The sequence below is a fragment of the Oleomonas cavernae genome, from assembly GCF_003590945.1.
Taxonomy (GTDB): Bacteria; Pseudomonadota; Alphaproteobacteria; order Zavarziniales; family Zavarziniaceae; genus Zavarzinia; species Zavarzinia cavernae.
On the sequence record NZ_QYUK01000011.1, the window covers coordinates 1167694 to 1194680 of the forward strand.

The 26987-nt window shown below is 67.7% G+C and carries 29 protein-coding genes; 11 read left to right on the forward strand and 18 right to left on the reverse strand.

Annotated elements, in window-relative coordinates:
* Positions 1-24: 24 nt before the first annotated feature.
* On the reverse strand, positions 25-657 hold the full coding sequence (locus tag D3874_RS09295) for a pyridoxamine 5'-phosphate oxidase family protein (protein ID WP_119777841.1): 633 nt from the start codon (positions 655-657) through the stop codon (positions 25-27).
* A gap of 81 nt (positions 658-738) precedes the next feature.
* On the opposite strand from D3874_RS09295, the gene D3874_RS30150 reads away from it, so the two are divergent.
* From D3874_RS30150 to D3874_RS09305, 3 genes are all read left to right on the forward strand, one after another.
* Entirely contained in the window at positions 739-921 is a 183-nt protein-coding gene (locus D3874_RS30150; RefSeq protein WP_233560315.1) for a hypothetical protein, read from the forward strand.
* Positions 903-2213: a MocR-like pyridoxine biosynthesis transcription factor PdxR gene (gene pdxR / locus D3874_RS09300; protein ID WP_233560183.1), complete on the forward strand. Its 1311-nt coding sequence runs from the start codon at positions 903-905 to the stop codon at positions 2211-2213. The genes D3874_RS30150 and pdxR overlap by 19 nt, the downstream gene beginning before the upstream one ends.
* Before the next feature lie 236 nt (positions 2214-2449).
* Positions 2450-3304 (forward strand): cell envelope integrity EipB family protein, encoded by an 855-nt coding sequence (locus tag D3874_RS09305; protein ID WP_158595916.1) that lies wholly within the window; start codon positions 2450-2452, stop codon positions 3302-3304.
* A gap of 1 nt (position 3305) precedes the next feature.
* Here D3874_RS09305 and D3874_RS09310 read toward each other — a convergent pair whose 3' ends face one another.
* The 3 genes from D3874_RS09310 to D3874_RS09320 are packed head-to-tail and all read right to left on the reverse strand — an operon-like array spanning position 3306 to position 5161.
* Positions 3306-4205, reverse strand: coding sequence for an ROK family protein (locus D3874_RS09310; RefSeq protein WP_456306402.1), 900 nt, complete (start codon positions 4203-4205; stop codon positions 3306-3308).
* Between the two features lie 3 nt (positions 4206-4208).
* Positions 4209-4877 carry an HAD family hydrolase gene (locus D3874_RS09315; RefSeq protein ID WP_119777844.1) on the reverse strand — a complete coding sequence of 223 codons (669 nt, stop codon included), beginning with the start codon at positions 4875-4877 and terminating at the stop codon, positions 4209-4211.
* Positions 4877-5161 (reverse strand): DUF3572 domain-containing protein, encoded by a 285-nt coding sequence (locus D3874_RS09320; protein ID WP_119782228.1) that lies wholly within the window; start codon positions 5159-5161, stop codon positions 4877-4879. The genes D3874_RS09315 and D3874_RS09320 overlap by 1 nt, the downstream gene beginning before the upstream one ends.
* A 150-nt stretch (positions 5162-5311) precedes the next feature.
* Here D3874_RS09320 and D3874_RS09325 point away from each other — a divergent pair, with 150 nt between their 5' ends.
* The 4 genes from D3874_RS09325 (at position 5312) to D3874_RS09340 (ending at position 9966) form a co-directional block, all read left to right on the forward strand.
* Positions 5312-6676: a PleD family two-component system response regulator gene (locus D3874_RS09325; RefSeq protein ID WP_119777845.1), complete on the forward strand. Its 1365-nt coding sequence runs from the start codon at positions 5312-5314 to the stop codon at positions 6674-6676.
* Positions 6677-6689: 13 nt separating this feature from the next.
* The gene (locus D3874_RS09330; protein WP_119777846.1) at positions 6690-7064 is read left to right on the forward strand and encodes an IclR family transcriptional regulator; all 375 of its coding nucleotides are present in this window, start codon (positions 6690-6692) and stop codon (positions 7062-7064) included.
* A 99-nt stretch (positions 7065-7163) separates the two neighbouring features.
* Positions 7164-7886, forward strand: coding sequence for a hypothetical protein (locus tag D3874_RS09335; protein WP_147385595.1), 723 nt, complete (start codon positions 7164-7166; stop codon positions 7884-7886).
* A 133-nt stretch (positions 7887-8019) separates the two neighbouring features.
* Positions 8020-9966 carry an alkyl/aryl-sulfatase gene (locus tag D3874_RS09340; protein WP_119777848.1) on the forward strand — a complete coding sequence of 649 codons (1947 nt, stop codon included), beginning with the start codon at positions 8020-8022 and terminating at the stop codon, positions 9964-9966.
* A 179-nt stretch (positions 9967-10145) separates the two neighbouring features.
* Here D3874_RS09340 and D3874_RS09345 read toward each other — a convergent pair whose 3' ends face one another.
* The 7 genes from D3874_RS09345 to D3874_RS09375 all read right to left on the reverse strand — a co-directional run bounded on the left by D3874_RS09345 (position 10146) and on the right by D3874_RS09375 (position 15652).
* On the reverse strand, positions 10146-11645 hold the full coding sequence (locus tag D3874_RS09345; RefSeq protein ID WP_119777849.1) for an aldehyde dehydrogenase: 1500 nt from the start codon (positions 11643-11645) through the stop codon (positions 10146-10148).
* A gap of 137 nt (positions 11646-11782) precedes the next feature.
* Positions 11783-11950, reverse strand: coding sequence for a 50S ribosomal protein L33 (gene rpmG / locus D3874_RS09350; RefSeq protein ID WP_119777850.1), 168 nt, complete (start codon positions 11948-11950; stop codon positions 11783-11785).
* 109 nt (positions 11951-12059) lie between these two features.
* Positions 12060-12383 (reverse strand): helix-turn-helix domain-containing protein, encoded by a 324-nt coding sequence (locus D3874_RS09355; protein WP_119777851.1) that lies wholly within the window; start codon positions 12381-12383, stop codon positions 12060-12062.
* Positions 12384-12437: 54 nt separating this feature from the next.
* Positions 12438-13616, reverse strand: a complete 1179-nt coding sequence (locus D3874_RS09360) for an MFS transporter (RefSeq protein ID WP_119777852.1) — start codon at positions 13614-13616, stop codon at positions 12438-12440.
* Positions 13613-14125 carry an NUDIX hydrolase gene (locus tag D3874_RS09365; RefSeq protein WP_119777853.1) on the reverse strand — a complete coding sequence of 171 codons (513 nt, stop codon included), beginning with the start codon at positions 14123-14125 and terminating at the stop codon, positions 13613-13615. Before D3874_RS09365 ends, D3874_RS09360 begins: the two co-directional genes overlap by 4 nt.
* Positions 14115-14828: an NUDIX hydrolase gene (locus tag D3874_RS09370; protein WP_119777854.1), complete on the reverse strand. Its 714-nt coding sequence runs from the start codon at positions 14826-14828 to the stop codon at positions 14115-14117. The genes D3874_RS09365 and D3874_RS09370 overlap by 11 nt, the downstream gene beginning before the upstream one ends.
* Before the next feature lie 26 nt (positions 14829-14854).
* A complete protein-coding gene (locus D3874_RS09375; RefSeq protein ID WP_119777855.1) occupies positions 14855-15652 on the reverse strand; it encodes a DUF4846 domain-containing protein in 798 nt (265 codons plus the stop codon).
* A 131-nt stretch (positions 15653-15783) separates the two neighbouring features.
* Here D3874_RS09375 and D3874_RS09380 point away from each other — a divergent pair, with 131 nt between their 5' ends.
* Positions 15784-16071, forward strand: coding sequence for a GIY-YIG nuclease family protein (locus tag D3874_RS09380; protein WP_119777856.1), 288 nt, complete (start codon positions 15784-15786; stop codon positions 16069-16071).
* 106 nt (positions 16072-16177) lie between these two features.
* Here D3874_RS09380 and D3874_RS09385 read toward each other — a convergent pair whose 3' ends face one another.
* Together D3874_RS09385 and D3874_RS09390 are read right to left on the reverse strand one after the other, a co-directional pair.
* Positions 16178-16630 (reverse strand): DUF983 domain-containing protein, encoded by a 453-nt coding sequence (locus tag D3874_RS09385; protein ID WP_119777857.1) that lies wholly within the window; start codon positions 16628-16630, stop codon positions 16178-16180.
* A gap of 83 nt (positions 16631-16713) precedes the next feature.
* Positions 16714-18054 carry an aminotransferase-like domain-containing protein gene (locus tag D3874_RS09390; protein ID WP_233559889.1) on the reverse strand — a complete coding sequence of 447 codons (1341 nt, stop codon included), beginning with the start codon at positions 18052-18054 and terminating at the stop codon, positions 16714-16716.
* Between the two features lie 96 nt (positions 18055-18150).
* Here D3874_RS09390 and D3874_RS09395 point away from each other — a divergent pair, with 96 nt between their 5' ends.
* Positions 18151-18372 (forward strand): hypothetical protein, encoded by a 222-nt coding sequence (locus tag D3874_RS09395; protein ID WP_147385596.1) that lies wholly within the window; start codon positions 18151-18153, stop codon positions 18370-18372.
* A gap of 113 nt (positions 18373-18485) precedes the next feature.
* On the opposite strand, the gene rnr is transcribed toward D3874_RS09395, so the two are convergent.
* From rnr to D3874_RS09420, 5 genes are read right to left on the reverse strand one after another with little or no spacing between them, the layout of a single operon-like run.
* Positions 18486-20774 carry a ribonuclease R gene (rnr, locus tag D3874_RS09400; RefSeq protein ID WP_119777859.1) on the reverse strand — a complete coding sequence of 763 codons (2289 nt, stop codon included), beginning with the start codon at positions 20772-20774 and terminating at the stop codon, positions 18486-18488.
* Positions 20775-20779: 5 nt separating this feature from the next.
* Entirely contained in the window at positions 20780-23440 is a 2661-nt protein-coding gene (gene topA / locus D3874_RS09405; RefSeq protein ID WP_119777860.1) for a type I DNA topoisomerase, read from the reverse strand.
* Positions 23441-23475: 35 nt separating this feature from the next.
* Entirely contained in the window at positions 23476-24588 is a 1113-nt protein-coding gene (dprA, locus tag D3874_RS09410; protein WP_233559890.1) for a DNA-processing protein DprA, read from the reverse strand.
* Positions 24589-24643: 55 nt separating this feature from the next.
* Positions 24644-25099, reverse strand: a complete 456-nt coding sequence (locus D3874_RS09415; RefSeq protein ID WP_119777862.1) for a type II toxin-antitoxin system VapC family toxin — start codon at positions 25097-25099, stop codon at positions 24644-24646.
* Complete coding sequence (locus tag D3874_RS09420; RefSeq protein WP_119777863.1) at positions 25096-25338, reverse strand: type II toxin-antitoxin system Phd/YefM family antitoxin; 243 nt, start codon at positions 25336-25338, stop codon at positions 25096-25098. Before D3874_RS09420 ends, D3874_RS09415 begins: the two co-directional genes overlap by 4 nt.
* 115 nt (positions 25339-25453) lie before the next feature.
* Here D3874_RS09420 and D3874_RS09425 point away from each other — a divergent pair, with 115 nt between their 5' ends.
* Both D3874_RS09425 and D3874_RS09430 read left to right on the forward strand, forming a co-directional pair.
* Entirely contained in the window at positions 25454-26404 is a 951-nt protein-coding gene (locus D3874_RS09425; RefSeq protein ID WP_119777864.1) for an NAD(P)H-dependent flavin oxidoreductase, read from the forward strand.
* A gap of 2 nt (positions 26405-26406) precedes the next feature.
* Positions 26407-26985: a 2-hydroxychromene-2-carboxylate isomerase gene (locus tag D3874_RS09430; RefSeq protein WP_119777865.1), complete on the forward strand. Its 579-nt coding sequence runs from the start codon at positions 26407-26409 to the stop codon at positions 26983-26985.
* Positions 26986-26987: the final 2 nt, after the last annotated feature.

Sequence of the window (26987 nt, forward strand, 5' to 3'; positions counted from 1 at the left end):
CCGCCGTGTCCGGGGTTTCCGTTATCAGGCCTGGTCCGTGATCGGCTCGCCCTTGACCAGCGACAGCGGCACCACGCCGGCCCAGACCGGCCAGTTCATGTCCTCGGCATCATCCTTGGGCGGGCCGGACCGGCTCTTGGCCACCGCCTCGGCCAGGGGCAGGGCCAGCACCGTGGTCGCGGCCACTTCCTTGGACGTAACGGGGCGCAGGTCGTCCCAGCGGCCGCCGTTGGTCAGCTTGTCCGTCAGGCCCTTCAACGCCGCTGCCTTCTCGCCCGGATCGGTGACCAGCACCGCCTCACCGAACACGGTGACCGAGCGGTAGTTCATCGAGTGATGGAAGGCGGAGCGCGCCAGCACCAGGCCGTCGATCAGGGTGACGGTCAGGCACATCGGCACCCCCGTCGACAACACCTTCATCATCCGGCTGATGACCGAGCCGTGGACGATCACCTTGTCTCCCAGGCGGGCATAGGCCGTGGGCAACACGAAGGGCTGGCCCCTGTCGCCGGCGAAGCCGATATGGGCCACCAGCCCCTCGTCCAGGATGGCCGCGACCGAGTTGCGGTCGTAGGCGGCGCGGGCGGGCAGGCGGCGCACCGTGTTGCGCGGCGTGCGGGGGAAGGTGCTGGTGTCGGTTTCATCGATCAGGGTCATGGTTGCCTCCTGGCGACCGCCAGCTTGGCCTTGCCGTGGTTCTGCGAAAAGGTCCAAGATCGGTCGAAACGGGGAACCAAGATGGCGACAGCCCTCATCGACGCGATTGCCGGTTCGCTCGACCGGGACGGGCCTGTGCCCCTGACCCGGCAGCTTTACGAAGCGCTGCGGGCCGCGATTCTGGCCGGCCGCCTTGCCCCGGGGCCAGGCTGCCGGCCAGCCGGCGCCTGGCCGGGCAACTGGACCTGGGCCGCAACACCGTGATCGCGGTGTTCGAGCGGCTGGCGGCCGATGGCTTCGTCGAGGCGCGCGGGGCCGCGGGCACCGTCGTGGCGCGCATCGATTCAGCCCTGCTCTTGCGCCATCGGGCGCAGAAGCCGGCGACCGGCGCCCTGTCCGCCCGCGGGGCGGCCCTGGCCGCGATCGACCGCGGGACCGGCGACAAGTCCGGGCCTTTCGTGCCGGGGCTGCCGGCGCTCGATCTCTTTCCAGGCGACCTGTGGGCGCGTCTGGTGGCGCGCCGCCTGCGCCAGTCCAGCGCCGCCTTGCTGGGCTTCGGCCATGCCCAGGGCTGGCCGCCCCTGCGCGAGGCGATCGCCCGGCATCTGGCCGACAGCCGCGGCATCGTCGCCGATCCCGCAACCGTGGTGATTACCACCGGCGCGCAGGGCGCCCTGGATTTCGTCGCCCGGCTGCTTTGTGATGTCGGCGATCCCGTGTGGATCGAGGATCCGGGCTATCTCGGCGCGCGGGGGGCTTTCACCGCCGCCGGCCTGCGCCTGGTGCCGGTGCCGGTGGACGAGGAGGGCTTGCGCGTCGACGACGCGACGGCGCGCGAGGCCCGGCCCCGGCTGGTCTATGTCACGCCGTCGCACCAGTACCCGACCGGTGTCGCCATGAGCCTGCCGCGCCGCCTCGCCCTGCTGGCCGCGGCGGAAGCGGCTGGCGCCTGGGTGATCGAGGATGACTACGACAGCGAGTTCCGCTTCGACGGGCCGCCGCTGGCGCCCCTGCACAACCTCGATTCCGGCGGGCGTGTAATTTACATCGGTACATTGGGCAAGGCGTTGGCGCCGGCCCTGCGCGTCGGCTTTGCCCTGCTGCCGCAGCCGCTGGCCGCCCAGGCGGCGATCGCCCTGCGCCATACCGGCCAGGCCCCGCCGCCGCTGATCCAGGCGACGCTGGCCGATTTCATCGCCGACGGGCATTTCGCCGCCCACCTGCGCAAGCTCAAGCCGATCTATGCCGAACGGCGTGCCGCGCTGATCGAGGCCTGCGGCCGCAGCCTGGGCGGCCTGGGCAGCATCATGCGGGCCGAGGCCGGGATCCAGGTCGCCCTGCGCCTGCACCGCCTGGACGATCGCGCCGCCGCGGCGGCGGCGGCCGGCGCTGGAATCGTCGCCCCGGCCCTGTCCCGGGCAGCCATCGGCCCGTCCGCCCCCTCGGGCCTGCAGCTCGGCTTTGCCGCTGTCGACGTCGCGGCAATCGAGGCCGGCGTCGCCCGCCTGGCCGGGGTTCTGCGTGATCTCGACGCCCGGGCGACGCGGCCGGGGTGACAAGCGGGCGGCAATGTTCCAGCATAGGGGGTGGCAGACCCGCCACAGTCGCGTAATCACGGCAAGTCTAACTATGGCCGCATTCTTGTCGCCGGATCATCCATGTCATATTTGCTTGGCACCCGATTCGGGTGGGAGGTAACGGCCGAATGCTGCGCCGGGCGCTAGTGCTGACGACCGCATTGGTCGCCGTGTTTTTTCTGATTCGCTGGGCTTTCGTCGGCGGCGAAGAGTCCGTGGCCGCCAGTAGCGCGCAGACCGGGCCGGTAACCGGCACGACCGTGACGGCGGGGGCGACGGTGCCCGGCGCCGTCGAGCCGGTAGCCTCGGCGCCGATGCCGCTGGCCGAGGGTCAGCGGCTGCTGGGCCATCGCGCGATCTATGACTTGCATCTGGGCCGCTCCGAGAACGGCTCGGGCGTGGCCATGGCGGATGGCCGGATGGTCATCGAATTCACCGACACCTGCGACGGCTACTCGCTGAACCAGCGCCTGCAGATGCGCCTGGGCGACGGCGAGGGCGGGGCGACCGTCACCGATTTCCGCGTCGCCAACTGGGAGGCGACCGACGGCAAGCGCTTCCGCTTCGCCACCCGGCACATCGTCAACGGCGAAGAGAACGAGGCCTTCGAGGGCAGCGCCCAACTCGGCCCCGACGGCAGCGGCGAGGCCCATTATACCAAGCCGGAAGACACGGTGAAGAAGCTGCCCGCCGGGACCTTGTTCCCCTCGATGCACACGATCCAGTTGATCCACGCGGCCCAGGCGTCCAAGCCCATTCTGTCGGGTCAGTTGTTCGACGGCTCGGGCGAGGAACTGACCTATGACGTGGTCGGTGCCATCGGGCGTTCGGGCTCGGTCACGCCGGTGTCGCTGAAGGGCAAGGGCCTCGACCTGTTGCGCGACCTGCAGTCCTGGCCGGTGCGCATTGCCTTCTACCCGACCGGCTCGATCGAGGAACTGCCGGAATACGAAGTCGGCTTCCGCCTCTATGCCAACGGCGTGTCCAGCGACATGCAGCTCGACTACGGCGATTTTTCCATCGAAGCGGTACTGTCCGAGCTCGACGCCCTGCCCAAGCCCGACTGCTGAGCTACCACAGCCGCGCCGCGCCGCGCACGCCCGAGGAATCTCCGTGGGTGGCGCGGCGGATCGGTGTCACGCATTTATCCGAGAATACGTATGTGTCCAGCAGCGCCGGCAGCGCCTCGTAGAGGCGGGTGACATTCGACATGCCGCCGCCCAGCACGATGACATGCGGGTCGATGACATTGATGATCACGGCCAGCGCGCGCGCCAGGCGGTCGACATAGCGCTCGAGGCTCGCCACGGCTGCCGCTTCGCCGGCCAGCGCCGCGGCGACGATCTCCGGCCCCTTCAAGGCCGTGCCGTTCGTGCGGTTGTGGTCGCTGGCGAAGCCGGTGCCGGAGATGAAGGTCTCCAGGCAGCCGGACTTGCCGCAATAGCAGGGCAGGCCCGGGCGTTCGTCGTCGCGGGGCCAGGGCAGGGGAATGTGCCCCCATTCCCCGGCCAGGGCATTGGGCCCGGCCAGCAATTGCCCGTTGACCACGATGCCGCCGCCGGTGCCGGTACCCAGAATTGCCCCGAAGACTGATCGGGCGCCAGCCCCCGCCCCGTCTGTCGCTTCCGACAGGGCGAAGCAGTCGGCGTCGTTGGCCAGGCGCACCGGCCGGCCGATGGCTGCCGCCAGATCGCCGTTGAAATCGTGGCCGTTCAATTCCGTGGTATTGGCATGTTTGACCGTGCCGCTTAGCGGTGACAGGGCGCCGGGGATGCCGATGCCGACCGTGCCGGCCCGGCCCAGGGCGGCATCGGCCGCGTGCACCATGCGGGCCAGATGCTGCACGATCGCCTGGTAGTCGCCGCGCGGGGTCGGCGCCCGCTGGCGCAGGCGCTCGGCGCCGTCGGCATCGAGCGCCAGGATCTCGGTCTTGGTGCCGCCGAGGTCGATGCCATAGCGCAGGCCCACCATGGTTCACCAGCCCATGCTGGTCAGCTCGCGTTCGATCAGGCGACGCGCCTCGTCCCAATCGTCGACGCGGTGGTGGCAGTGTTCGGCCGGGCCGATCAGGCGGGCAAGCCTGGGATCGGCGACGAAGTGCAGGCGCTGCACATCGGGGGCGACATGGGCGACCGAGGTGTGGTTGTGCGGAATGTCGTCGAGGAAGAACACCGGCGCCTGCACCCGCTCGGCCATGTGGCGGACGGCGGCACCCTTGGGTCCGACATTGGCGATCACCGGATAGGGCATGCCCGCCAGGGCCAGGGCCTTTTCCCGCGCCACCTTCGATGAATCGGGCAGGTTGGACAGCACCACGATCTGCGCCCGTTCGGCCAGGGCCGCCAGGGCGGCGGCGGCGCCCGGTACCGGGGTCATGGTTTCGGTGCGTTCCCGGAAGAAGCCGTCGAGCAGGGCCTTGGCCACCTCGACCGGGGCCATCTCCTCGGTCTCGCTGACCTTGATGTTGCCGACCAGGGCGAAGGAGGAGAGATCCAGGTAGTGGCCGTTATCCTCGAGATAGGCCTCGAAGCCCTCGAGGAACAGGAACAGCACCTCGTCGGCATCGGTGACCACCAGCGGGCGGCCCGCCACCAGGGTGAGCTGGTCGAGCTGGGGGCGGACATTGACATGAATTTCGGGCATCACAGGGCTCCACGGTCGCCGGGGCTGCCGCCCGGCAAGGCATAACGGGCGCGCAGCGCCTCGTCCGGCGCAAGGCCGGCGGCGGCGGCAAAGGCCAGGACGCGCGCCTCGTCCCCGAGCAGGAAATCCAGGACACCGCCGAGAGTTGCGGGGTCGCCGGCGGCACGACGCAGATCATCGCCATTCATGCCCGATTCGCCCAAAAAGCGGTGCAGCAGATCCTCATGGGTTGCCAAATGGGCAAGGGCCATCAGGCCGATCGTTTCCGCGCGTTCCCGTTTCATCATTTCCTACTATTAACCAGTCTTGCCTATTCGATTCGTCGCCGAGTTACTGTAAGCCAAGGGGCCAGGGGGGCGACCGGTCCTGGTATTATCCCGACAACTGCAAAATCCCCCGGGCGCGGGATCGACGGAAGGCTACACGAGGCGGCGATGACAGCGAAAGTGCTCGTGGTCGACGACGTCTACGTCATCCGCAAGGTCCTGGAAGCCAAGCTGATCTCGGAATATTTCGAGGTCATCCTGGCGGGCAGCGGCCAAGAGGCCCTGGACAAGGCGATAAACGAGAACCCGGACATCGTCCTGCTCGACGTGATGATGCCGGACCTGGACGGCTTCGAGGTTTGCCGGCGGCTGAAGGCCGATCCGCGTACCGCTCATATCCCCGTGGTGATGGTAACCGGCCTCGATCACCCGTCGGATCGGATCACCGGGCTGGAGGCGGGGGCCGACGATTTCCTGACCAAGCCGGCCAATGATGTCGCCCTGTTCGCCCGGGTGCGCAACCTGGTTCGCCTCAAGACCATGTTCGACGAATTGCGCGTGCGTGAATCGACCAGCCTGGCCCTGGGCCTTGCCCCCAGCGATCCGGCCCTCGATGCCGCCCGGCAGCTCGACGCCGCGATCCTGGTCATCGAGGACGACCCGCAAAGCGTCGACCAGATCGCCAAGGCCCTGCGCCAGCAGCGCGGCCTGGTGGTGCTGAGCGATATCGATGCCGCCCCCGCCACCATCAACGGGCGGGAATGGGACCTGGTGATCGTCAGCCTGACCTTGGAGGCGACCGACGGCCTGCGCCTGTGTGCCCTGATGCGCTCGTCCGAGCGGTTGCGCCAGACGCCGGTGCTGGTGCTGTCGCGTAGCGGCGACAACCGCTCGCTGCTCAAGGCCTTCGAACTGGGCGTGAACGACTATGTCACCAAGCCGGTCGACCGGGCCGAGATCCTGGCGCGGGTGAATTCGCAGCTTCGCCGCAAGCGGTTCCAGGACCGGCTGCGCGAAACCATGATCCTGTCGGTCGAGATGGCGGTGATCGATCCGCTGACCGGCCTGCACAATCGCCGCTATCTCGACGGTCACCTGGCCCAGCGGGTGAGCCAGGCCCAGCTCCAGCATCGCCCGCTGACCGCCGTGCTGCTGGACATCGATCATTTCAAGGCGGTCAACGATACCTACGGCCATGCCGGCGGCGACGTCGTCCTCAAGCAGATCGCCCAGCGGATTCGCCTGAATGTCCGGGGCGTCGACATCGTCGCGCGCATCGGCGGCGAGGAATTCGTGGTCATCATGCCCGAGGTCGACCTGGAGGAGGCCACCTTGATCGCGCAGCGCCTGTTGCGGATCACGGCGCGCGAGCCCTTCAGCGTGACGGACGCGGTCGAATTGACCGTGACCACCAGCGCCGGCATCGCCCAGCTTCAATATGCCGAGGATGCCGCCGGCCTCCTGCGCCGGGCTGACGCCGCCCTCTACCGCGCCAAGGCGGAGGGCCGCAACCGGGTGGTCGCGGCCGGCTAGGGCGCGCTTGGCGATGAGCGACGGCGCGGCGACCCTTGCCGATCTGGCCATCGATGGCCGGCAGAACGAGGACATTCGCCGCCTGCTCGATGTCCTGGATCTGATCGCCACTGAGCGATTGCGTTTGCACGGCGGCGACGAGCAGGGGGCGGTGATGCGCCTGCTGATGCGCCGCCTGATCGACGGCGATGCCGCCGGCCTGCCGCTGCTGCGCCTGGCCAAGGAGACGGGGATCCCGCGCGAAACCCTGCGCCGCAAGCTGGGGCCGCTGCTGAACAAGCGTTTCCTGGTGCAGGACGAGGCAGGGCGCTACCGGATCGGCAAGGCCTATGTCGTCGCCAGTTTCGCCTCCCGCCAGGCCGTGCTGGCGGCCTTGGCAACGCTCTAACTCCCTGCCCAAAGCCGGTTTTTTCCCGTCGGGATTGGGCGCAGTATCGCGCCTGAACGAGGCGTCTTGCGCAACGCCTCGTCGTTGGGGGAGGGGACAATGGCGGGAAAGTTGTTTTTGCTGCTTCCCGAATTCAGGGGGATCGCCGCCCAGACGATCGCCGGAATGTGGGGGATCAGCACGCAGGACCAGAAAGAGATCAGCACCCTAGACGACATGGCCGCGGAAATCGGCAAGCACAAGGCGCTCGACGAGTTGGTCATCTTCGTACACGGCACGGGCGGCGGCATGATGCTCGACGATGCCAGCTACGGCCTGACCGAGGCGGCGGTGGCCAAGGCGCTGACCAAGCAGAAGACGGTGGTCAAGAACATCCGCTTCGAAGGTTGCTGGATGGGGGAAAACCCGGCCGACATGGTGGTCTTCGGGCAGCTTTTCGGGGCCAAGACCATCTCGGGCTTCACCTGGGCCTGCTGGACCAACGAGGTGACCGTGACCATCCCCAAGGGGATCTCGGCCAGCGACCTCGCCAAGTTTCTGCAGAAGCAGAACATGGAGAAATGGCTGATGCCCGGGACCCCCACCATCCCGGTGCTGGCCTCGATGGCCAAGGGGGGCGACGTCAAGAAGACGCTGCCCATGATGTGGTACCAGTACTCGCTCGACATGAAGCCGCCCTATGTCGACAACAATTTCGCCAAGCTGGGCCGGCACACCTATGGCGCACGGGGCGACGTGGCGAATGTCAGCGTCGCGGCCAAGAGCGCGAAAAACAGCACGGCGCCGTCGCCGCCCTTCGAATACGTGACCGTGACCTTGTGATCGGGCCGGGCGGCCCCTGTGCCCAGATCGGGCATTGCCGGTCGTCCGGCAATCCTGGATGGTCTGCCTCAACGATCCCCAGCAACGGGGACGAGAGGAGACTGCCATGGGCTGGCCAAGACAAGCATTGCGGATGATCGGGGCATTCGGCCTCCTGGCGGCGGCGATCGGGCCGGCCCTGGCGGAGGATCCGCAGGGTGCCAAGCCGGCATCGGCCTATACCCTCGATGCCAACAGGCAGTTCCTCGCGACACTGCCCCTGGACGACCGACAGGAGATCGAATTCGCGCAGCGCGGTTTCATCGCGGCGCCCGAGGAGAAGGTGGTGAAGACCGCCGAAGGCAAGGTGGTGTGGGATTTCACCGCCTATGATTTCCTCAAAGGCGACGCCCCCGACACGGTCAATCCCAGCCTGTGGCGCCATTCCCAGAACATGGCCCACTACGGCCTGTTCAAGGTCGCCGATCACATCTATCAGGTGCGCGGCTTCGATATTTCCAACATCACCTTCCTGGAAGGCAAGACCGGCTGGATCGTCATCGATCCGCTGATCTCGACCGAGGTGGCCAAGGCCGCCTACGACCTGGTGAGCAAGCACTTGGGGGCCAGGCCCATTCATGCGGTGATCATCACCCACAGCCACGCCGATCATTACGGCGGCATTCGCGGCATCGTCGCGCAGGCCGATGTCGACGCCGGCAAGGTGAAGGTGATCGCGCCCGAGGGCTTCCTCGAGCATGCGGTCAGCGAAAATGTCATCGCCGGCAATGCCATGGGCCGGCGCGCCAGCTACATGTTCGGCAACTTCCTGCCGCGCAACGCCCAGGGGCAGGTCAGCGCGGGCATCGGCCCGGCGCTGTCGGCCGGCACGGTGACCATGATCGCGCCCACCGACACGATCACCCGGACCGGCCAGCGCATGGTAATCGACGGCGTCACGGTCGAATTCCAGATGACCCCGGGGACCGAGGCCCCGGCCGAGATGAATATCTTCCTGCCCGACTGGAAAGCCCTGTGCCTGGCCGAGAACGCCAACGCCTCGATGCACAACGTCCTGACCCTGCGTGGCGCCCTGGTGCGTGATGCCAAGGCCTGGGCCGATTACCTGGGCGAGGCCTTGCGCCTGTACGGCGACAAGACCGACGTGGTGTTCACCAGCCATTTCTGGCCGCGCTGGGGCCAGGCGGAAATTGTCGACTACCTCGAAAAGCACCGTGACGCCTATCGCTATCTCCACGACCAGGCGGTACGCCTGATGAACGAGGGCTTCACCGGCGAGGAGATCGCCGAACAGATCGCCCTGCCGCCGGTGCTGGCCAACGAATGGTACAATCATGGTTACTACGGCACCATGCGCCACAATGCCAAGGCGGTCTATCAGCGCTACATGGGCTGGTACGACGGCAATCCCTCGTCGCTGAACCCGCTGCCGCCCGCCGAGGTGGCCAAGCGCTATGTCGAGGCGATGGGCGGGGCGGATGCCGTGCTGGCCAAAGGCCAGGCGGCCTTCGATTCGGGCGATTATCGCTGGGCGGCGGAATTGCTCAAGCACCTGGTCTTTGCCGGCCCGGACAATGCCAAGGCCCGCAACCTGCTGGCCGACACCTATGAGCAGATGGCCTACCAGGCGGAGAGCGCGCCCTGGCGCAATATCTACCTGTCAGGTGCCCTGGAACTGCGCACCGGCCAGCGCCACGGCGCCGCGGCCGCCGGCAGTCTCGACACGATCAAGGCGATGGACAGCGGCCTGATCTTCGACCTGATGGCCGTGCGCCTGGACCCGGCCAAGGCCGATGGCAAGAGCCTGACCGTGAATCTGGTCTTCACCGACCGCGACGAGAAGCACACGATCACGGTCGAGAACAATGTCCTCAATCACGAGGCGGGGGCCGCGGCGACGCCCGGCGCCACGCTGACCGGCAAGCGCGCCGCCTTCCTGATGGTCATCGCCGGTATGGCCAGGCTGCCCGACATCGTCGCTACCGGCGCGATCAAGGTGGAGGGCGATGCCAAGGCCTTCGAGACCCTGGTCAGCCTGACCACGGCCCCGGCACCCGACTTCGCGATCGTAACGCCTTGAGTCGTACAAACCACCGTCATTCCGGCGAAGGCCGGAATCCATTGGGCCGTCTCGTGTTACCCCAGGATGGATTCCGGCCTTCGCCGGAATGACGGTGGAGCAAACGGCGCGTTCACCTCCGCTGTCATCCCGGATCAAGTCCGGGATGACAGCCTGGGGATGGGGCGATGGATCAGTCCTCAGCGGATCGTGATCCAGGTGCTTTTGAGTTGGGTGTATTTCTCCATGGCGTGGAGCGAGCGGTCGCGGCCGAAGCCGGACTGCTTGAAGCCGCCGAAGGGCACCGTGATATCGTCCTCGTCCCAGCCGTTGATCCACACCAGGCCTGAGCGTAAGCGCCGGGCCGCCTTCAGGGCCTGGTCGATATCCTTGGTCCAGATCGCCGCGGCCAGGCCGTAGATCGTGTCGTTGCCGATCCTGATGGCTTCTTCCAGGCCGTTGAAGGTGATCGTGGACAGGACGGGGCCGAAGATCTCCTCCTGGGCGATGCGGGCCTTGGGGCTGACCTTGTCGAACACCGTGGGCTCGACATAGAAGCCGCCGCTCGCCTGGCGGGTGCGCTTGCCGCCCAGGCGTACCACGGCGCCGTCGTCCTTGCCCTTTTCGATATAGTCGAGCACGCGCTCCATCTGTTTCTGATCGACCATGGCGCCCATCTTCGTTGCCGGGTCCAGCGGGTTGCCCGGCTGGATCGTGGCGGCAACCTTGGCCAGCTTGTCGAGGAAGGCGTCCTTGATCGGCTCTTCCACCAGCAGGCGGGAGCCGGCGGTGCAGACCTCGCCCTGGTTATAGAAGATGCCCCAGGCGGCCTTGGTCGCGGCCAGGTCGAGGTCGCCGCAATCGGCCATGACGATGTGCGGGGATTTGCCGCCGCATTCCAGGCTCACCGTCTTCATGTTCGAGCGGCCGGCATATTCCAGGAAGAATTTCCCCACCTGGGTCGACCCGGTGAAGGTCACCGCGTCGACATCCATGTGCAGGCCCAGGGCGGCGCCGGCCGTCTCGCCGAAGCCCGGCACGACATTGAGCACGCCGTCGGGCAGCCCGGCCTCCGACGCCAGCTCGGCCAGGCGCAGGGCGGTCAGCGGGCTTTGCTCGGCCGGTTTCAGCACCACGCAATTGCCGGTGGCGAGCGCCGGGCCCAGTTTCCAGCAGGTCATCAGCAGGGGGAAGTTCCACGGCACCACGGCGGCGACCACGCCGATCGGCTCGCGCGTCACCAGGCCCAGGGCATTGGGGGCGGTGGGGGCGATCTCGTCATAGACCTTGTCGATCGCCTCGGCATACCACTGGATGGTATTGGCCGAGGAGGGCACGTCGACCGCGGTCGAATCCCCGATCGGCTTGCCCATGTCCAGGGTCTCGAGCAGGGCCAGTTCGTCGCCGTGGCGGCGCATCAGCTCGGCGAGCTTCAGCAGGACCTTCTTGCGCAGCTTGGGCGCCGCGCGCGACCAGGCGCCGGCCTCGAAGGCCTTGCGGGCCGCTGCGACGGCGACATCGACGTCGCTAGCGTCGCATTCGGCGACCTGGGTCAGCAGGCCGCCGTCAATGGGCGAGATGCGGGGAAAGGTCTTGCCCGAAAGGGCGGGCACGAAGCGGCCGTCGATGAAGGCCAGGTGGCGATAGTCGAGCGCCTTGGCGCGGGCTTCCCATTGGTCGAGCGACAGGGCAGCAGCCATTTTCAACCTCCCGGGGGCGCGAAAACGTCAATGGCGGCACCTTACGGGCCGCCATTGACGCTCACAAGCGGGAGGGATGCAGGGCAGGGACGCGGTCTTTGCGGTCCCCTGCCGGGCAGTCTCTAGGGCTTAAGCCCTTACTTGATCTTGGTTTCCTTGAACTCGACATGCTTGCGCACGACCGGGTCGTACTTCTTGAACGACAGCTTCTCGGTCTTGGTGCGGGGGTTCTTCTTGGTGACGTAGAAGTACCCGGTATCGGCAGTGCTGATGAGCTTGATCTTCAGCGTGGTGGGCTTCGCCATGACAGACTCCAACAGGCGCGCCGGTGGCCCGCCTCGAAAAAATGAACCGCGAACATACTCAAGGCCGCGGCCTTGTCAAGATTCGTAGGCTTGCCGGCAGCAGATGACCTCAGGCCAGGACCTGCAAGCCGTGCTTGCGCACGATGCTCAGCAGCTTGAGCGCCATGCCGCTGGGGCGTTTGGCGCCTGTTTCCCACTTCTCCACCGTGCTTTCACTGGTGTTGAGGTAGCGCGCAAACACCGGCTGGCTGACGTGGTTGCTCTCGCGGAGTTGCTTGATCTGCTGGGGCGCGAAGGGCGCGGGCGCAGTGAGGCAAGAGGCATCGAAGTCCCGCATGGTGGCCTTTTCGATGGCCCCCACCTTTAGCAGCGCCGAAGCCGAGATGTGAACCGCCTCGAAGGCATCGCTCTTAAACTTGCGCTTCGTTGTCATGGCATATCTCCGTGAAGTGTCCGTTCTTCACCAATTGATCGATTTGCTGATCGGTCAGCCTTCCCGGGCGCGGCGCCGCAGGGCGTAGGCGATGAAGGCGGCGCAGCCCAGGCCCATGACGATGGGCAGGCCCTGGCCGGGTGCCAAATCGAGGGCGGAGCCGCCCAGCGGCGGCCCGGTCATCGAGCCGATGCCGTAGAAGATGATGTAGACCGCGTTGGCGGTGGCGAGGTCGGAGCCGCCGAAGCGCTGGCCCAGCAGGGCGAGGCCCACGGTATAGAGGCCCATCAGGGCGCCGCCCAGCACGAACAGGGCCGGCCCCAGCCAGGCCGTGCCGACCAGTAGCGGCATGGCCCCGGCGCCGACCACGCCGGCGGCGGCGCAGCCGACCAGGACGATGCGGCGGTCCATCTTGTCGGCCAGCCAGCCGATGGGGATCTGCAGGGCGACGTTGCCGGCGCCGATCCACATCATCAGTTGCGCGGCGCTGAGGGCGTCGAGGCCGTTCTGCACGCCCCAGACCGGCAGCAGGGTCAAGATCCCCGCCTCGATGGCGCCGAACAGCAGCACGCCGACCACGGCGGTGGGCGCCGAGCGGGCGATGTCGATCAGGCGGGCCTCGCCTTCGTCGTGGAACGGCGGCAGGTCGCCGCGGGCGAGCGCCAGGGGCAAGGCCGCGGCCAGGGTGATCGCGGCCGCCGCGGCGAAGGGGGCGATCCCCTGGACGCCGGTCAGCATCAGCAGCGCCGGCCCGGCGGTATAGCCGATGGCAAGGGCCGAGGCATAGAATCCCATCACCCGGCCGCGGCGGGACTCGCCGGCCAGATAGCTGATCCAGGCCTCCGAGCCGATGAACAGGCCGGTGACCGCGGCCCCCAGGATGAAGCGCAGGGCAAACCAGACCCAGAGCGAGGGCAGCAGCGGGAACAGGACGATGCTGACCGCGGTCAGGGTGGTGCAGCCGATCAGGAAGGGCAGCACGCCCAGGCGGCGCATCAGGCGCGGCACGAGGGGGGCCAGGCTGATCGTTGCCACGCCGGTGACCGCGGCATTGGCCCCGATCAGCCAGCCCGGGGTGCCCTGGGCCTCCAGCAGCAGGCCCAGCAAGGGCATCGACAGGCTGTAGGTCAGCCCGACGGTCGAGATGCAGGCGATGATGCCGAACAGGCTGGCCACCGGGGCGGCGCCCCGGTCGCGGCCTTCCAGGGCGGGTTTGTCCAGGGTGCCGGTCATGGCCGCGTCACCCGGGCCACGCCGCGCCGATAGGTCAGCAGCAGGGGGCGGCGTTGCTCGCCGGCCAGGCGGGCCACGGCCTCGTCCAGCATCAGTTCCGTCACATCCATCAGGGGCAGGCGCCGGGCCTGCACCAGGGGCAGCCAAGCCAGTTCGATGAACTCGCCGTTGGTGACCAGGGCGGTATCATGGGCCGGGGCAGGGGCCAGAAAGAAGCGGGCATCGAAGCGGATCGGGCTGCCGTTGGGCGTGATCGCCCGGCCCAGGGGGACCAGCGCCTCGGCGGCGATGCGCAGGCCGGTTTCCTCGCGTGTCTCGCGCACCGCCGCCTGGGCGAAGCGGTCGTGCGCGCTCCTGCCGTCGACGGGATCCACCCGGCCGCCGGGAAACACCCAGGCATCGGGAGCGAAGCGGCTTTGCGCGGGGCGCCGGCCCATCAGGACATGGCCGCGGGCATCGGTCACCACCAGGCTGGCGGCCGGCCGGGGGCGAAGGGGCCTAGCGGTCATAGTCGATGACGTGCTTGCCGTGGCGCTGGGCAAAGGCCGGGATGCGGTCGTCCTCGCCGTTCAACTGCTTCTCGATCACGTCGAGGATCACACCGGTGATGCGCGGCAGGTCCAGCTTGCGGGCATCCTTAAGCGGCACCCAGGCGACTTCGGTCAACTCGGGCGAAGGCCTCGCCTCGCCCTGGGCCGCCTGCGCCGGGGCGATGAAGAAGCGGGCATGGAAGCGCATGGACCGATAGGGCGGGGTGATGGCCCTGGCGGCATAGTCGAGCGCATCGAGCGCCGGGATCAGGCCGGCCCGCCGGAAGGCGGCGAAGGGGCCGGTGGCGGACAGGCGGGCGGCGCGGGGATCGGCCACGCCGATCATCAGGCCGGTCTCCTCGAAAGTTTCGCGGACGGCGGCGACGGCGAGGCCATGGACCCGGCGCGGCGGTGCCGCTAGGCCCAGCAGGGCGGCAACCTCGGCCCGCAGGCCTTGGGCTGGCACATAGAGGTCGCCGCGGTCGAGCCTGCCGCCGGGGAACACCCAGTTGCCCGGCATGAAGCGATGGCCTTCGTGGCGCCGCCCCATCAGCACCTCGATGCCGCCGGCGGCGCGGCGGTGCAGGATCAAGGTGGCGGCATCGCGCGGCCGGACGGCGCGCTTCAGGCCATGGCGTTCCTTAGGGAGGGGCGGGGCAAAATGCTGGGTCTTCGTGGTCATACCGACATGGTGCCTGCCGGCGCTGCTCAGGGGAAGCGTCGCGGGCGCAGGGCGGTAAAGCGCCAATCGGGGGTCTCGAGCGGCGCCCCGGGTTCGAGCCGGTACCAGGCTGAATCGCCGCCTGGATTGCGCACGATGTGGAAGGATTGCGCCGGCATGTAACTTTGGCCGAGCAGGGCGGCATAGCGTCCCTGCCCATCCTGTGCCAGGTCCACCACCAGCATGGCGTGGCCGGGGCTGCCGGCCTCGATCACCACGTCGCCGCCTTGCAGGCCGCCTTCGACCGGCCGCGACAGGCGCTCCAGCGAAATGGTCCCGGCATAGGTCATGACGATGGCGAGCCAGGCGCGGAACGCGGCCTCGTCGCCGCCGCGCGGCGCGACACTCTTCCAGGTCACGCCGGCGCCCTTGGGCACCGGTCGCTTGCCGGCGAGATAGGCCGAATAGGGCAAGCGGTCGCCGCTGGTGAAGGGGAAATCCAGCGCCGCCATGTTGCCGTGGTCGCGCGCCCAGGTGGCGCGCAGGCGGATGATGGCATCGGCGCATTGCTGCAGGTTGGCGCCGATCAGGTCCATCTGCGCCACCGCGGCGATGCTCTGCGCCGGCCGGACCGTGATGCCACGGTCGGTGACCACCGGCGTGCCGTCGGGTGCCAGGGGCAGGCTGCGCAGGAACGCCCCGAAACTGTCCGGCGCCACCGCGACGCGGGTGAAACCGGGGGGCGGCGTGAAACTGTCCCCGACGGTTCGGGCAGATGCCGGTGAAGCGAGCAGGAAGAGGAGGATGAAGACCCAGCGCATGCCGTGAGCGTCGCGCGGGATCATGGCCGAAGCAGGGCGGCTGACACCCCGCTGCCCCGACCATGGATTCCGGCCTTCGCCGGAATGACGATACTACTATAGGCTGTCATCCCGGCGAAGGCCGGGATCCATGGGAATGGCAGCGGGATACCTCAATGGCTGGCTGGGTCTACATCCTGGCGTCGAAACACTACGGCACGCTTTATACCGGCGTGACGAGTGACCTCGTCGGGCGGGCCTACACCCATCGGGCCAAGATCGTGAAAGGCTTCACCACGCGCTATCAGATCGGCCTGCTGGTCTGGTTCGAAGGCCATGACACGATCGAGACCGCGATCGTGCGCGAGAAGCAGATCAAGGAATGGCGCCGCGACTGGAAGGTCCGGCTCATCGAAGAGAGCAACCCCGGCTGGCTGGACCTTTACGACACGATCTGTCGATAGCTCGCGCTGCCCCTGAATGGATCCCGGCCTTCGCCGGGATGACAGCCTATAGTAGTACCGTCATTCCGGCGAAGGCCGGAATCCATGGTGGGGACAGGGGCGATGCTTACAGACCGGCAGTGCGGATCTTCGGCTCGGGCACCGGCTCGTCATCCTCGGCGCCGAAGCCGTGCATGCGGTAGGCCCACTGCACCCCGATCAGGGCACCCTTGATCCGCGGCAGGAGCAGCAAGGAGAGGATCAGGCACAGCGGCAGCCACAGGGCGGCGTGGATCCAGAGCGCCGGGGCATAGGTCTGCTCCACCAGCAGCAGCGCCGGCACCACGATATGGGCGACGATGGTGATGGTGAAATAGGGTGGGGCATCGTCGGCCCGATGCAGATCCAGGGCCTCGTTGCAGACGGGGCAATGGGCGTTCACCTTCAGGTACTTGCCGTAAAGCCGGCCTTCGCCGCAATGGGGGCAGCGCTCCTTGAAACCCAGCCAGGCCGCACGCTTGGGCGCGCGGGGTTCGGGCGCCGGCGGGGCGGCGCTCTCCGTCTTGATCTCGATCGGCATCACAGCATCTCCAAAACCGGGCCGGCCCTAGACCGCATCCAGCAGCACCGCCGGCGACTGCGACAGCGCGCCGACCACGATCCTCAGGGCCTGGCGCAGGTGGTCGCGCGCCGGCGCCGCCCCAACGACAGGCGCACGGCCGCGCCGGCACCGCCCATTTCGACGGCGAAGGCCTCGCCGGCCACCGCGGCCAGCCCGTGCCGCCGGGCATGGCCGGCGAATTCCCCGCCCGTCCAGGCCGGGGGCAGCGACAGCCACAGGTGATGGCCTTGGGCGTGGGCCGCGACCAGATCGGCGGGCAGGATATCGCAGGCGATCTGCTGGCGCGCCATGCTTTCCCGTCGCACCGCGGCGACGATCGCCTGGGCGGCGCCGCTGCCGATCCAGCTCGACGCGGTGGCGGCCAGGATCGGCGCCGTCATCAGCGCCGTCGCCCGCTGCCCCGCCGCCAGCCGCACCGCGTCGCCGGCCTCGGGCGTCAGCACATAGGCAACGCGCAAGGCCGGGGTCAGGCATTTCGACAAGGTGGCGACGTGATAGGTCAATTCCGGGGCATAGGCCGCCAGCGGCTTGGGCGCCTGGCTCGGCAGGAAGCCGTAGGCATCGTCCTCGAAGATCAGGATGCCATGGCGCCGGGCGATTGCCGCGACCTGCGCGCGCCGCGCGGCCGACAGGGTCGCCGTGGTCGGGTTGTGGATCGTCGGCACGCAGTAGAGCGCCTTGGGCTTGCCGTCTTTGCAGGCGGCCTCGAAGGCGTCGGGCGTCAGCCCTTCGCCGTCCATCGCCAGCCCTTGCAGGCGCACCCCGACATGGGCCGCCAATGCCCGTATCCCGGGATAGGTCAGGCATTCGGTCAGCAGGGTGTCGCCCGGCTTCAGCAAGGTGGTCAGCAGGACCATCAGCGCCACCTGGGCGCCCGGGCAGACCACGATCCGCTGCGGCGTCGCGTCGAGTTCCCGCAGGCGCAGCCAGGCGGCACCGGCGGCGCGATCCTCCTCGTCGCCGGCGCTGGGCCGGTACGAAAGCAGGGCGTGAAAATCGGGACGCCGCCCGAGTTCGGCCAGGGTATCCGACAGGCGTTCGCGCAGGTGCGCGTCATCGGGCGCCGGCGGCAGGTTCATGCTGATGTCGACGGCGGCGCTTCGCGTGGGCGTGCCGCGGCTGGCCGCACGGACGAAGGTGCCGCGCCCGGGGGCGGCATCGATCAGGCCGCGCCGGCGCGCCTCGTTATAGGCCCGCGTCACCGTGGTCAGGTCGACAGCCAGGGCCTCGGCCAGGACCCGGTGCGGCGGCAGCCGCTGGCCGGGCGCCAGGCGGCCCGCCGCAATGTCGTCCGCCATCGCGTCGGCAATGCCGAGGTAGATCGGACCGGCGGTTTGCTTCACGCCCGCGGGGTGCCAGGGGCCTGTTTCATTCGATGCCATGGCTGCGACTCTTCAACCCATACACTCGGCACCATACATGACCTATATTGTCTGTGCAATGTATGGATATCGATAATATCTGTATGGAGGACAATGATGAAGTGGATTGGCATGTTTTCGGCCGCCTGCACCGGCATGATGCTGGCCGTGCTGTTCATCCTGTGGGCCTTCAACGATTTCGAGGCGCTGGGTGTCGGCGGCCACGGCCTCGTCGCCCTGATCCTCGGCGTGGTGGTCACCACCGGCCTGGGCATCGGCCTGATGGCCCTGGTCTTCCACAGCGACAGGTCCGACCACGACGAAGTGGTGGGGCACTGATTACAAAAATCGGCGTCATCCCGGCCTTGAGCCGGGATCTTGTGACGCTTGGATGCCGAGAACATTGGTCCTGAGGTCCCGGCTCAAGGCCGGGATGACGAAACCAAGCGTAGTCAGCGCTTCGATGGTTTCCGTGATTCCGGGCGTCCCGATGGCCGGCGGCCGGGGACCGGGCGGCGGGAGCCGCGCCGCTCGCGCGGCGCTGGGGTGCCCTCGTCGTCGTCATCATCGCCGGCGCGGGCGATGGTGAAGACCAGGCCGCCGGTGATCGGCGTCGCCTCGCGCAGGGTGACCTTCACCGTGTCACCCAGGGTGTAGCGCTGGTGGGTGCGGCTGCCGACCAGGGCATGGGCGGCCTCGTCGTGGCGGAAGAAGTCGGTGCCCAGGGACGAGATCGGGATCAGGCCGCTGGCGCCGCTGTCTTCGAGCGAGATAAATAAGCCGAAGCGGGTGACGCCGGAAATCCGCGCGGTGAAGCGGGCGCCCACCCGGTCGGCCATGTAGGCGGCGAGGTAGCGGTCGGTCGATTCGCGTTCCGCCGCCATGGCCCGGCGTTCCGTCGTCGAGATGTGCTGGCCGATGTCCTCGAACTGCGGCCCCTCGTCGTCCGACAGGCCGCCGTCGCCCAGCTTGCCGCCCTTGATCAGGGCGCGGTGGACCAGGATGTCGGCATAGCGGCGGATGGGCGAGGTGAAATGAGCATAGCGCCGCAGGGTCAGGCCGAAGTGGCCGATATTCTCCGGCGAATAGATCGCCTGGGCCTGGCTGCGCAGGACAATCTCGGAGACCGCCCGCGCATGGGGGCCGTCCTTGGTGCGGGCCAGGATGCCGTTGAACTGCTTGGGTTTCAGCACCTGGCCCTTGGTCAGCTTGATGCCGATCGTCCCCAGGAACTCGCGCAGCGCTTCCAGCTTGGCCGCCGAGGGCTGGTCGTGGATGCGGTACATGCAGGGCTGGCGCTTGGCCTCCAGCTCCTCGGCCGCGGCGACATTGGCGAGGATCATGAATTCCTCGATCACGCGGTGGGCATCCAGGCGCTGACGGGGCTCGATCGCCAGCACCTTGCCCTCGGGGCTGAGCTTGATCACCCGTTCGGGCGCGTCGATGTCCAGGGGTTCGCGCTTCTCCCTCGCGATCATGACCGCTTTCCAGGCCGCCCACAGCGGTTTCAGCACCGGTTCCAGCAGGCCGCCGGTGATCTCGTCGGTGCGGCCGTCGATGGCATCCTGGGCCTGGGCATAGTGGACGCCGGCAATGATGCGGATCAGGGCGCGGGTGAAGCGGTGGCGGATCTTGTTGCCTTCGGAGTCGAGCCACAGGTGCAGCGCCAGGGCCGCCCGGTCATGGCCTTCGATCAGCGAGCACAGGTCGGTCGACAGTTCCTCGGGCAGCATCGGCACGACCCGGTCGGGGAAATAGGCCGAGTTGCCGCGATCCTTGGCCGCGCTGTCGAGGGCCGAGCCGGGGCGGACGTAGTGGGCGACGTCGGCGATCGCCACGATCACATGGTGACCGCCGGGGTTCTTCGGGTCCTCGTCGGGCTCGGCATAGACCGCGTCGTCATGGTCGCGGGCATCGGCCGGGTCGATGGTGATCAGGGGCAGGGGGCGCAGGTCCTCCCGCTTGCCCAGGGCCACCGGCTTGGCCTTCTTGGCTTCCTTGATCGCTTCGGGCGCGAAGGCGACGGGAATGCCGTGGCCATGGATGGCGATCAGGCTGATCGCCTTGGGCGCGTTCATGTCGCCCAAGCGCTCACGCACCCGCACCTTGGGCAGGCCCAGGAGCCGGCCGGGCAGGGTTTCGGCCGAGACCAGCTCGTCCGCCTTGGCGCCGTTCAGATCAGCGGGATCGATGCGGAAATCGCTCTTGGCGCGGCGATCGGTGGGCACCAGGCGGGCCTCGCCCGACTGTTCGATGCGCACCACGCCCAGCACCCGCTCGGCCTCGCGGCTCAGCGCCCGGATGATCTGGGCGAAGTAGCGCGGATGGCCCAGGTGATTCTCGCCCTTTTCGATCCTGGCCAGCACCCGGTCGCCGACGCCCGGCGCCGGACCCGGATGCTTGCCCGGTATCACATCGATCTCAGGGACCGCCAAGCCTTCCGGCCATTGCACGGGGCGGGCCAGCAACTCGCCGTCGACGGGCGCGGCGATCACCTCGATCACGGTGATCGAAGGCAGGGCACCGGCGGACACCAGGCCCTTGCGCCGCTCGCGGGCGACCAGGCCCTGGTCGGCCATTTCGGCCAGCAGGCGTTTGAGTTCGATCCGGGCATCGCCGGTGATGCCGAAGGCCCGTGCGATCTCCCGCTTGCCGGCCTTGCCGGGGTGATCGGCAAGGAACTTCGCGATTTCCTCTTTCGAGGGCAGGAACCCGCCGGGTGGCTTGGGGCGCTTGGCCACGCCCCTCAGCCCGCCTTTGCCTTTTTCGGTGCCGCGGCTTTCTTGGGTGCCGCCTTCTTCGGCGCGGCCTTCTTGGCCGGTGCCTTTTTGGTTTCGGCCGCCGCGGCCTTGCTCGCCGGTGCCGCCTTGGCCGCCGTCTTGCGCGCGGGCTTCTTGCCCCCGCCCTTGGCCGCCTTGGCCGCCAGCAGGGCCAGGGCCTCGTCGACGCTGACACCCTGCGGGTCGTGGCCCTTGGGCAGGGTGGCATAGATGCCGTTCCACGAGACGTAGGGCCCGAAGCGGCCGTCCAGGATATTCACCGGCTTGCCATCCTCCGGGTGGGCGCCCAGGGCCTTCAGCGGTTCCGACGACTTGCGGTTGCCGCGCTTGGGCGGCTCCACCAGGATCGAGACCGCGCGGTTGAGGCCGATGCTGAACACCTCTTCCGAGGTTGGCAGGTTCACATAGCGCCCGTCGTGCAGGATATAGGGGCCATAGCGGCCGATGCCGGCCTGGATGACCTTGCCCGATTCCGGGTGCGGTCCGACGTCGCGCGGCAGGGCCAGCAAGGCGATCGCCTTTTCCAGGTCGACGGCCTCCGGCCCCATGTCCTTGGGCAGGCTGGCGCGCTTGGGCTTCTCGCCGTCGCCCAATTGCACGTAAGGCCCGAAGCGGCCCGAGCGCAGCGAGACCTTCTCGCCGCTCTGGGGATCGTCGCCCAGCATCTTGATGCCGTCTTCGCCGATCGCGGCCTTCTGGCCATTGTCGTTGGCGACGCCGAACTGACGGGTGAAGCGGCATTCGGGATAGTTGGAGCAGCCGATGAAGGCGCCGAACTTGCCCAGCTTCAGCGACAGGCGGCCGTTGCCGCAGGACGGGCAGGCGCGCGGGTCGCGGCCCTCCGCATTCTCCGGATACAGGTGCGGGCCCAGCAGCGTGTCCAGCGCCTCGATCACTTCCGCGAACTTCAGTTCCTTGGTGCCGTCGATCGCGGTGATGAAATCGTTCCAGAAATCGCGCAGCACCTGCTTCCAGGGCAGCTTGCCTTCCGAGACCTCGTCGAGCTGTTCCTCGAGATTGGCGGTGAAGTCGTATTCGACGTATTTGGCAAAGAAGCTCTCGAGGAAGGCGGTGACCAGGCGGCCCTTGTCCTCGGGGATGAAGCGGTTCTTGTCCATGACGACATAGGCGCGGTCGCGCAGCGTCGTCAGGATCGAGGCATAGGTGGAAGGCCGACCGATGCCCAGTTCTTCCAGCTTCTTGACCAGGCTGGCCTCGGAATAGCGCGGCGGCGGCTCAGTGAAGTGCTGGGCGATGGTGACCGGGCCGCGGCGCAGGCCTTCGTCCTTCATCAGCTTGGGCAGGCGGCCGTCCTCGTCGTCATCCTTCGAGCGGTCGTCCTCGCCTTCCTGGTACAGCGCCAGGAAGCCATCGAACAGGATGACCGAGCCGGTGGCCCGCAGGATCACGTTGCGATCGCGCGAGGCGACGTCGACCGTGGTGCGTTCGATCCGGGCACTGTTCATCTGGCTGGCGAGCGCCCGCTTCCAGATCAGCTCGTAGAGCCGGCGCTGGTCGGGGTCGAGCCGGCGCATGGCATCGGGCACGCGGGCGAAGTCGGTCGGGCGGATCGCCTCGTGGGCTTCCTGGGCGTTGCGCGCCTTGGCCTTGTAGAGGCGCGGGGTGTCGGGCACGTAGCCGCCGCCGAACTGGTGCTGGATCAGGCGGCGGGCGCCTTCGATGGCCTCGTTGGCCATGGAGACGCCGTCGGTCCGCATATAGGTGATCAGGCCGACGGTTTCGCCGTCGACATCGATGCCTTCATAGAGGCGCTGGGCCAGTTGCATCGTCCGCTGGGCCGAAAAGCCGAGCTTGCGCGCCGCCTCCTGCTGCAGGGTCGAGGTGGTGAAGGGTGGGGCCGGGTTGCGCAGGCCGGGCTTCGATTCGACTGATTCGACATGGAAATCGCGGCGCTCGATCGCGGCCTTGGCCGCTTCCGCCTGCTCGGTATTGCCGATGTCGAACTTGTCGAGTTTCTTGCCGTCGAGATGGGTCAGGCGGGCCGAGAAATGGCTGCCGTCGCCGGCGGCGAACTGGCCCAGGACCGACCAGTATTCCCGGGTCTTGAAACGCTCGATCTCCAACTCGCGGTCGCAGATCAGGCGCAAGGCGACCGACTGGACCCGCCCGGCGGAGCGGGCACCGGGCAGCTTGCGCCACAGCACCGGGCTCAGGGTGAAGCCCACCAGATAGTCGAGCGCGCGGCGGGCGAGGTAGGCATCGATCAGTTCCTGGTCCAGCTTGCGCGGCGCCTTCATGGCGCTCGTCACCGCCGACTTGGTGATCTCGTTGAAGGTAACCCGCCCGACTTCAACGCCCTTTAGCGCCTTTTTCTCATTCAGAATCTCAAGAACGTGCCAACTGATAGCCTCGCCTTCGCGATCCGGGTCGGTGGCGAGGTAGAGGCGGTCGGCGCCCTTGCAGGCCTTGGCGATGTCGGTGATGCGTTTCTTGGCGTCGCCGTCGATTTCCCAGTCCATGGCGAAATCTTCGGTCGGACGGACCGAACCATCCTTGGGTGGCAGATCGCGGACATGACCAAAGCTCGCAAGCACGGTGTAGCCGGGCCCGAGATACTTGTTGATGGTCTTGGCCTTCGCCGGCGACTCGACGATGACGACGTTCATGAATCCCCAATGCGAAGGAGCAAAGCGACTAAAGCTCAGGCCAACGAAACCCGGCCACCAGCGTGGCGGATCAGTCTTCCAGCCAATTCGAGTTCCAGCAAAATGGTGAAAAGGATAGGGGGTGTCAATTCGGCTTGCCTGAGCATCTCATCCACGCCAACCGGCACGGGAGACAGAAGCTCCAGCACCCGCGCCCGGTGGCGATCGATTTCCGCCTCGCCCGTTGAGGCCGGCGGACCGCCCATATAGGGGGCTTCGGGCGGTTCGCAAAGTGGTCTTTCGATCATGGGGCCGATCGCGTCGATGACATCGGCCGCGGATTCGACCAGCCGGGCCCCCTGGCGGATCAGGTCGTTGGTACCCCGGGCGCGGGGATCGAGCGGGCTGCCCGGCACCGCCATGACCTCGCGGCCCTGCTCCAGAGCGAAGCGGGCGGTGATCAGGCTGCCCGACTTCATCGCCGCCTCGACCACCACGGTGCCCAGCCCCAGGCCGGATATCAGCCGGTTGCGGCGGGGAAAATGCCGCGCCTGGGGCACGGTCCCCGGCGGCATTTCCGCAATGATCAGGCCGGATTTGCCGATTTTCGCCTGCAAGGCTGCATGTTCGGGCGGGTAGACCACATCCACCCCGCCGGCGACCACCGCGATGGTGCCGGTCTCCAGGGTCGCCGTGTGGGCGGTGCCGTCGATGCCGCGGGCGAGGCCCGAGACCACGACCACACCTTCGCGCCCCAGTTCGGCGGCGATTTCGCGGGCCAGGCGCTGGCCGGCGGCGGAGGCGTTGCGGGCGCCGACCATGGCGACGGCCGGCCGGGTGGTGAGGCCGAGAGTACCCTTGGCGAAGATGACCGGCGGGGCCGCCTCGATCGCGGCCAGCAGCCGGGGATAGGTCGGTGTGCCCTTGACCAGCAGGCGGGCGCCGGCCTTCTCCGCCGCCGCCAATTCCCGCTCCGCCTCCGCCCGGCTGGGAATACGCAGGTCGCGCCGCCCGCCCTTGCGGGCCAGGTCGGGCAGGGCATCGAGCGCCGCGCCGGCGCCGCCATAGAGGTCGATCAGGTGGTCGAAGGCGACCGGTCCGACCGTCTCGGTGCGGATCAGCCGGACACGATCGAGTATCTCGCCACGCGAAAGCTGGGGGTGGATCACGCCGCCGTCCATTCTCAGGGTTGTGGGCGATAGTGCCCACACCCGCGGGAAGCGCTCAAGGGGACAAGTGAGGCAATGCCTCAAAAGGATCCGCGACCGATACGCCCAACACCGAAAAGTGCCGGCGGTTGCTGGTCAGCACGGTCAAATCATGCCGGAGCGCAATCGCGGCGATGGTGATGTCGGCAAAGCCGGGATGATTGCCGGCTGCAAGCGCTGCTTCGGATTTTCGCCCGGCAATACGGGCGCTCTGCGCATCGAACGGCAGGATGCGATCGGCGTAACTGACCAACAGGCTGTCGAGCCATGCCTCGAGCGACGAGGCCCGCGCGACAGCCCCGGCGCGGTGCAGCTTGGCGATGCCTTGCTCGATTTCGGCGATCGCCGTGGCGGGGATGAAGAGCAGGTCCGATTGCTGAAGCAGCCAGCCTGCCAGTCCTGAGGGAACGGGCGGGCGTCCGGGCACCAGCGCCGAGATCACGCTGGTATCCAGCAGATAGCCGACCGTCAAAGATCGATATCCCGCATCGGCGAGGGGTCTCGCTCGATATCGATGGCTTCGGGCATGCCCAACAGAAATTCGGCAAGACTCGGCCGATCAACGGGATAAATGCGCCTGGCATCGGCGACCGGCACGACAACCGCCGCCGGACGGCCGTGCTTGGTGATGGTGGTGGGGTGACCGTTTTCCGCCGCCTCGATCACCGCCGATAAGGTGGCCTTAGCCTCACGCAGTTGCAGTGATTTCATCGCAGCCTCCTAGGTGACTACATGTAGTCACTATGAGGCTTGTGCCGGCTGAAATCAACTTTGCGATTTCATTGACCCGATATAAAATGAATTAAATTCAATAAGGAAACCCAGAATGCCGATACCCGATCTGTTCCGCGGCCGGCTGGCGCTGCCGGTGATCGGGGCGCCGATGTTTCTGGTGTCGTTTCCGCCCCTGGTCACCGCCCTGTGCAAGGCGGGAGTGGTGGGGACGTTTCCGCATGTGAATGCGCGCCAGCCCGAAATACTCGACCGCTGGCTGGGGGAAATCGCGGCCGAACTCGAAGGCCACCCGGGCGCAGCGCCCTTCGGCATCAATCTGGTGGTCCACGCCACCAACCCGCGCTTTGCCACCGATCTCGAGGTCGTGTGCCGGCACAAGGTGCCCTTCGTGCTCACCTCGCTGGGCCATCCGGGCAAGGTGGTGGAGGCGGTGCACGGTTATGGCGGCATCGTCTTCTGCGACGTCGTCAGTGCCGGCCATGCCCGCAAGGCCATCGCCTCGGGCGTCGACGGCCTGATCTGTGTCGGGGCGGGGGCGGGCGGCCACGCCTCGGTGCAGAGCCAGTTTTCCCTGGTGCGGGAGATCCGCGAATTCTGGGATGGCTGCCTGGTCCTGGGTGGCGCGATCAATGACGGCCATCAGGTCCGCGCAGCCGAGGCGCTGGGCGCCGACCTCTCCTATGTCGGCACCCGCTTCCTGGCCTCGGCCGAGTCGGATGCCGTCGAGGATTACAAGCAGATGATCGTCGCCTCGGGCGTCGACGACCTGGTCTATACCGATCGGCTGTCGGGCGTGGGCTGCAACTTCCTGCGTCCCTCGCTGGACCGCCATGGGATCGACCCGGCGACCCTGCCGCCCAAGCGGCCCGACCTGTCCAGCCTGGTGGATACTGAGGCCAAGGTCTGGCGCGACCTGTGGACCGCCGGTCATGGCGTGGCGACCATTCACGACGTACCGACCGTGGCTGAAATCGTGGCGCGGATGGCGGTGGAGTACGACCAGGCCTGCCGCTTGCCCGTTAGTGCCGCCCGTCGAGGTTGATGATGAGCAAGGCCCCGATCGAATTTTTCTTCGACTTCGCTTCGCCCTACGCCTACTTCGCGGCGCAGGGGTTGGAGGAGATCGCGGCCCGCCACGGACGTACGGTACGCTGGCGGCCCATCCTGTTGTGGACGGTGCTGCGCAGTTTAGGCCTGCCGCCACCGATGGAGAGCAAGGCCAAGGGCGACTACATGCGCCTGGATATGGACCGCTCGGCGCGCTTCCACGGGCGGCGCTTTCGCTTCCCCACGAATTTTCCGACCTCGGCTCATCTCCCGGCGCGCGCCTTCTATTGGCTGGAAGCGCAGGATCCCGAAGCGGCGAAGGCATTCGCCCGCAAGGCGTTCACGGCCTTCTTCGTGGATGACATCGATTTCAAGGATGCTGCCGCTGTTGCGGGGATTGGCGTTGATGAAACGGCGTTGAAGGACGAGGCTGCCACCCAGGCGCTGCGTGCCGCAGGCCTGGAAGCGGAAAGCCGCGGCGTCTACGGCTCGCCCTTCATCTTCGTCGACGGCGAACCCTTCTTCGGCGCCGACAGATTGCCACAGATCGAGTGGCGGCTGGCGACTGCGCCATAGGC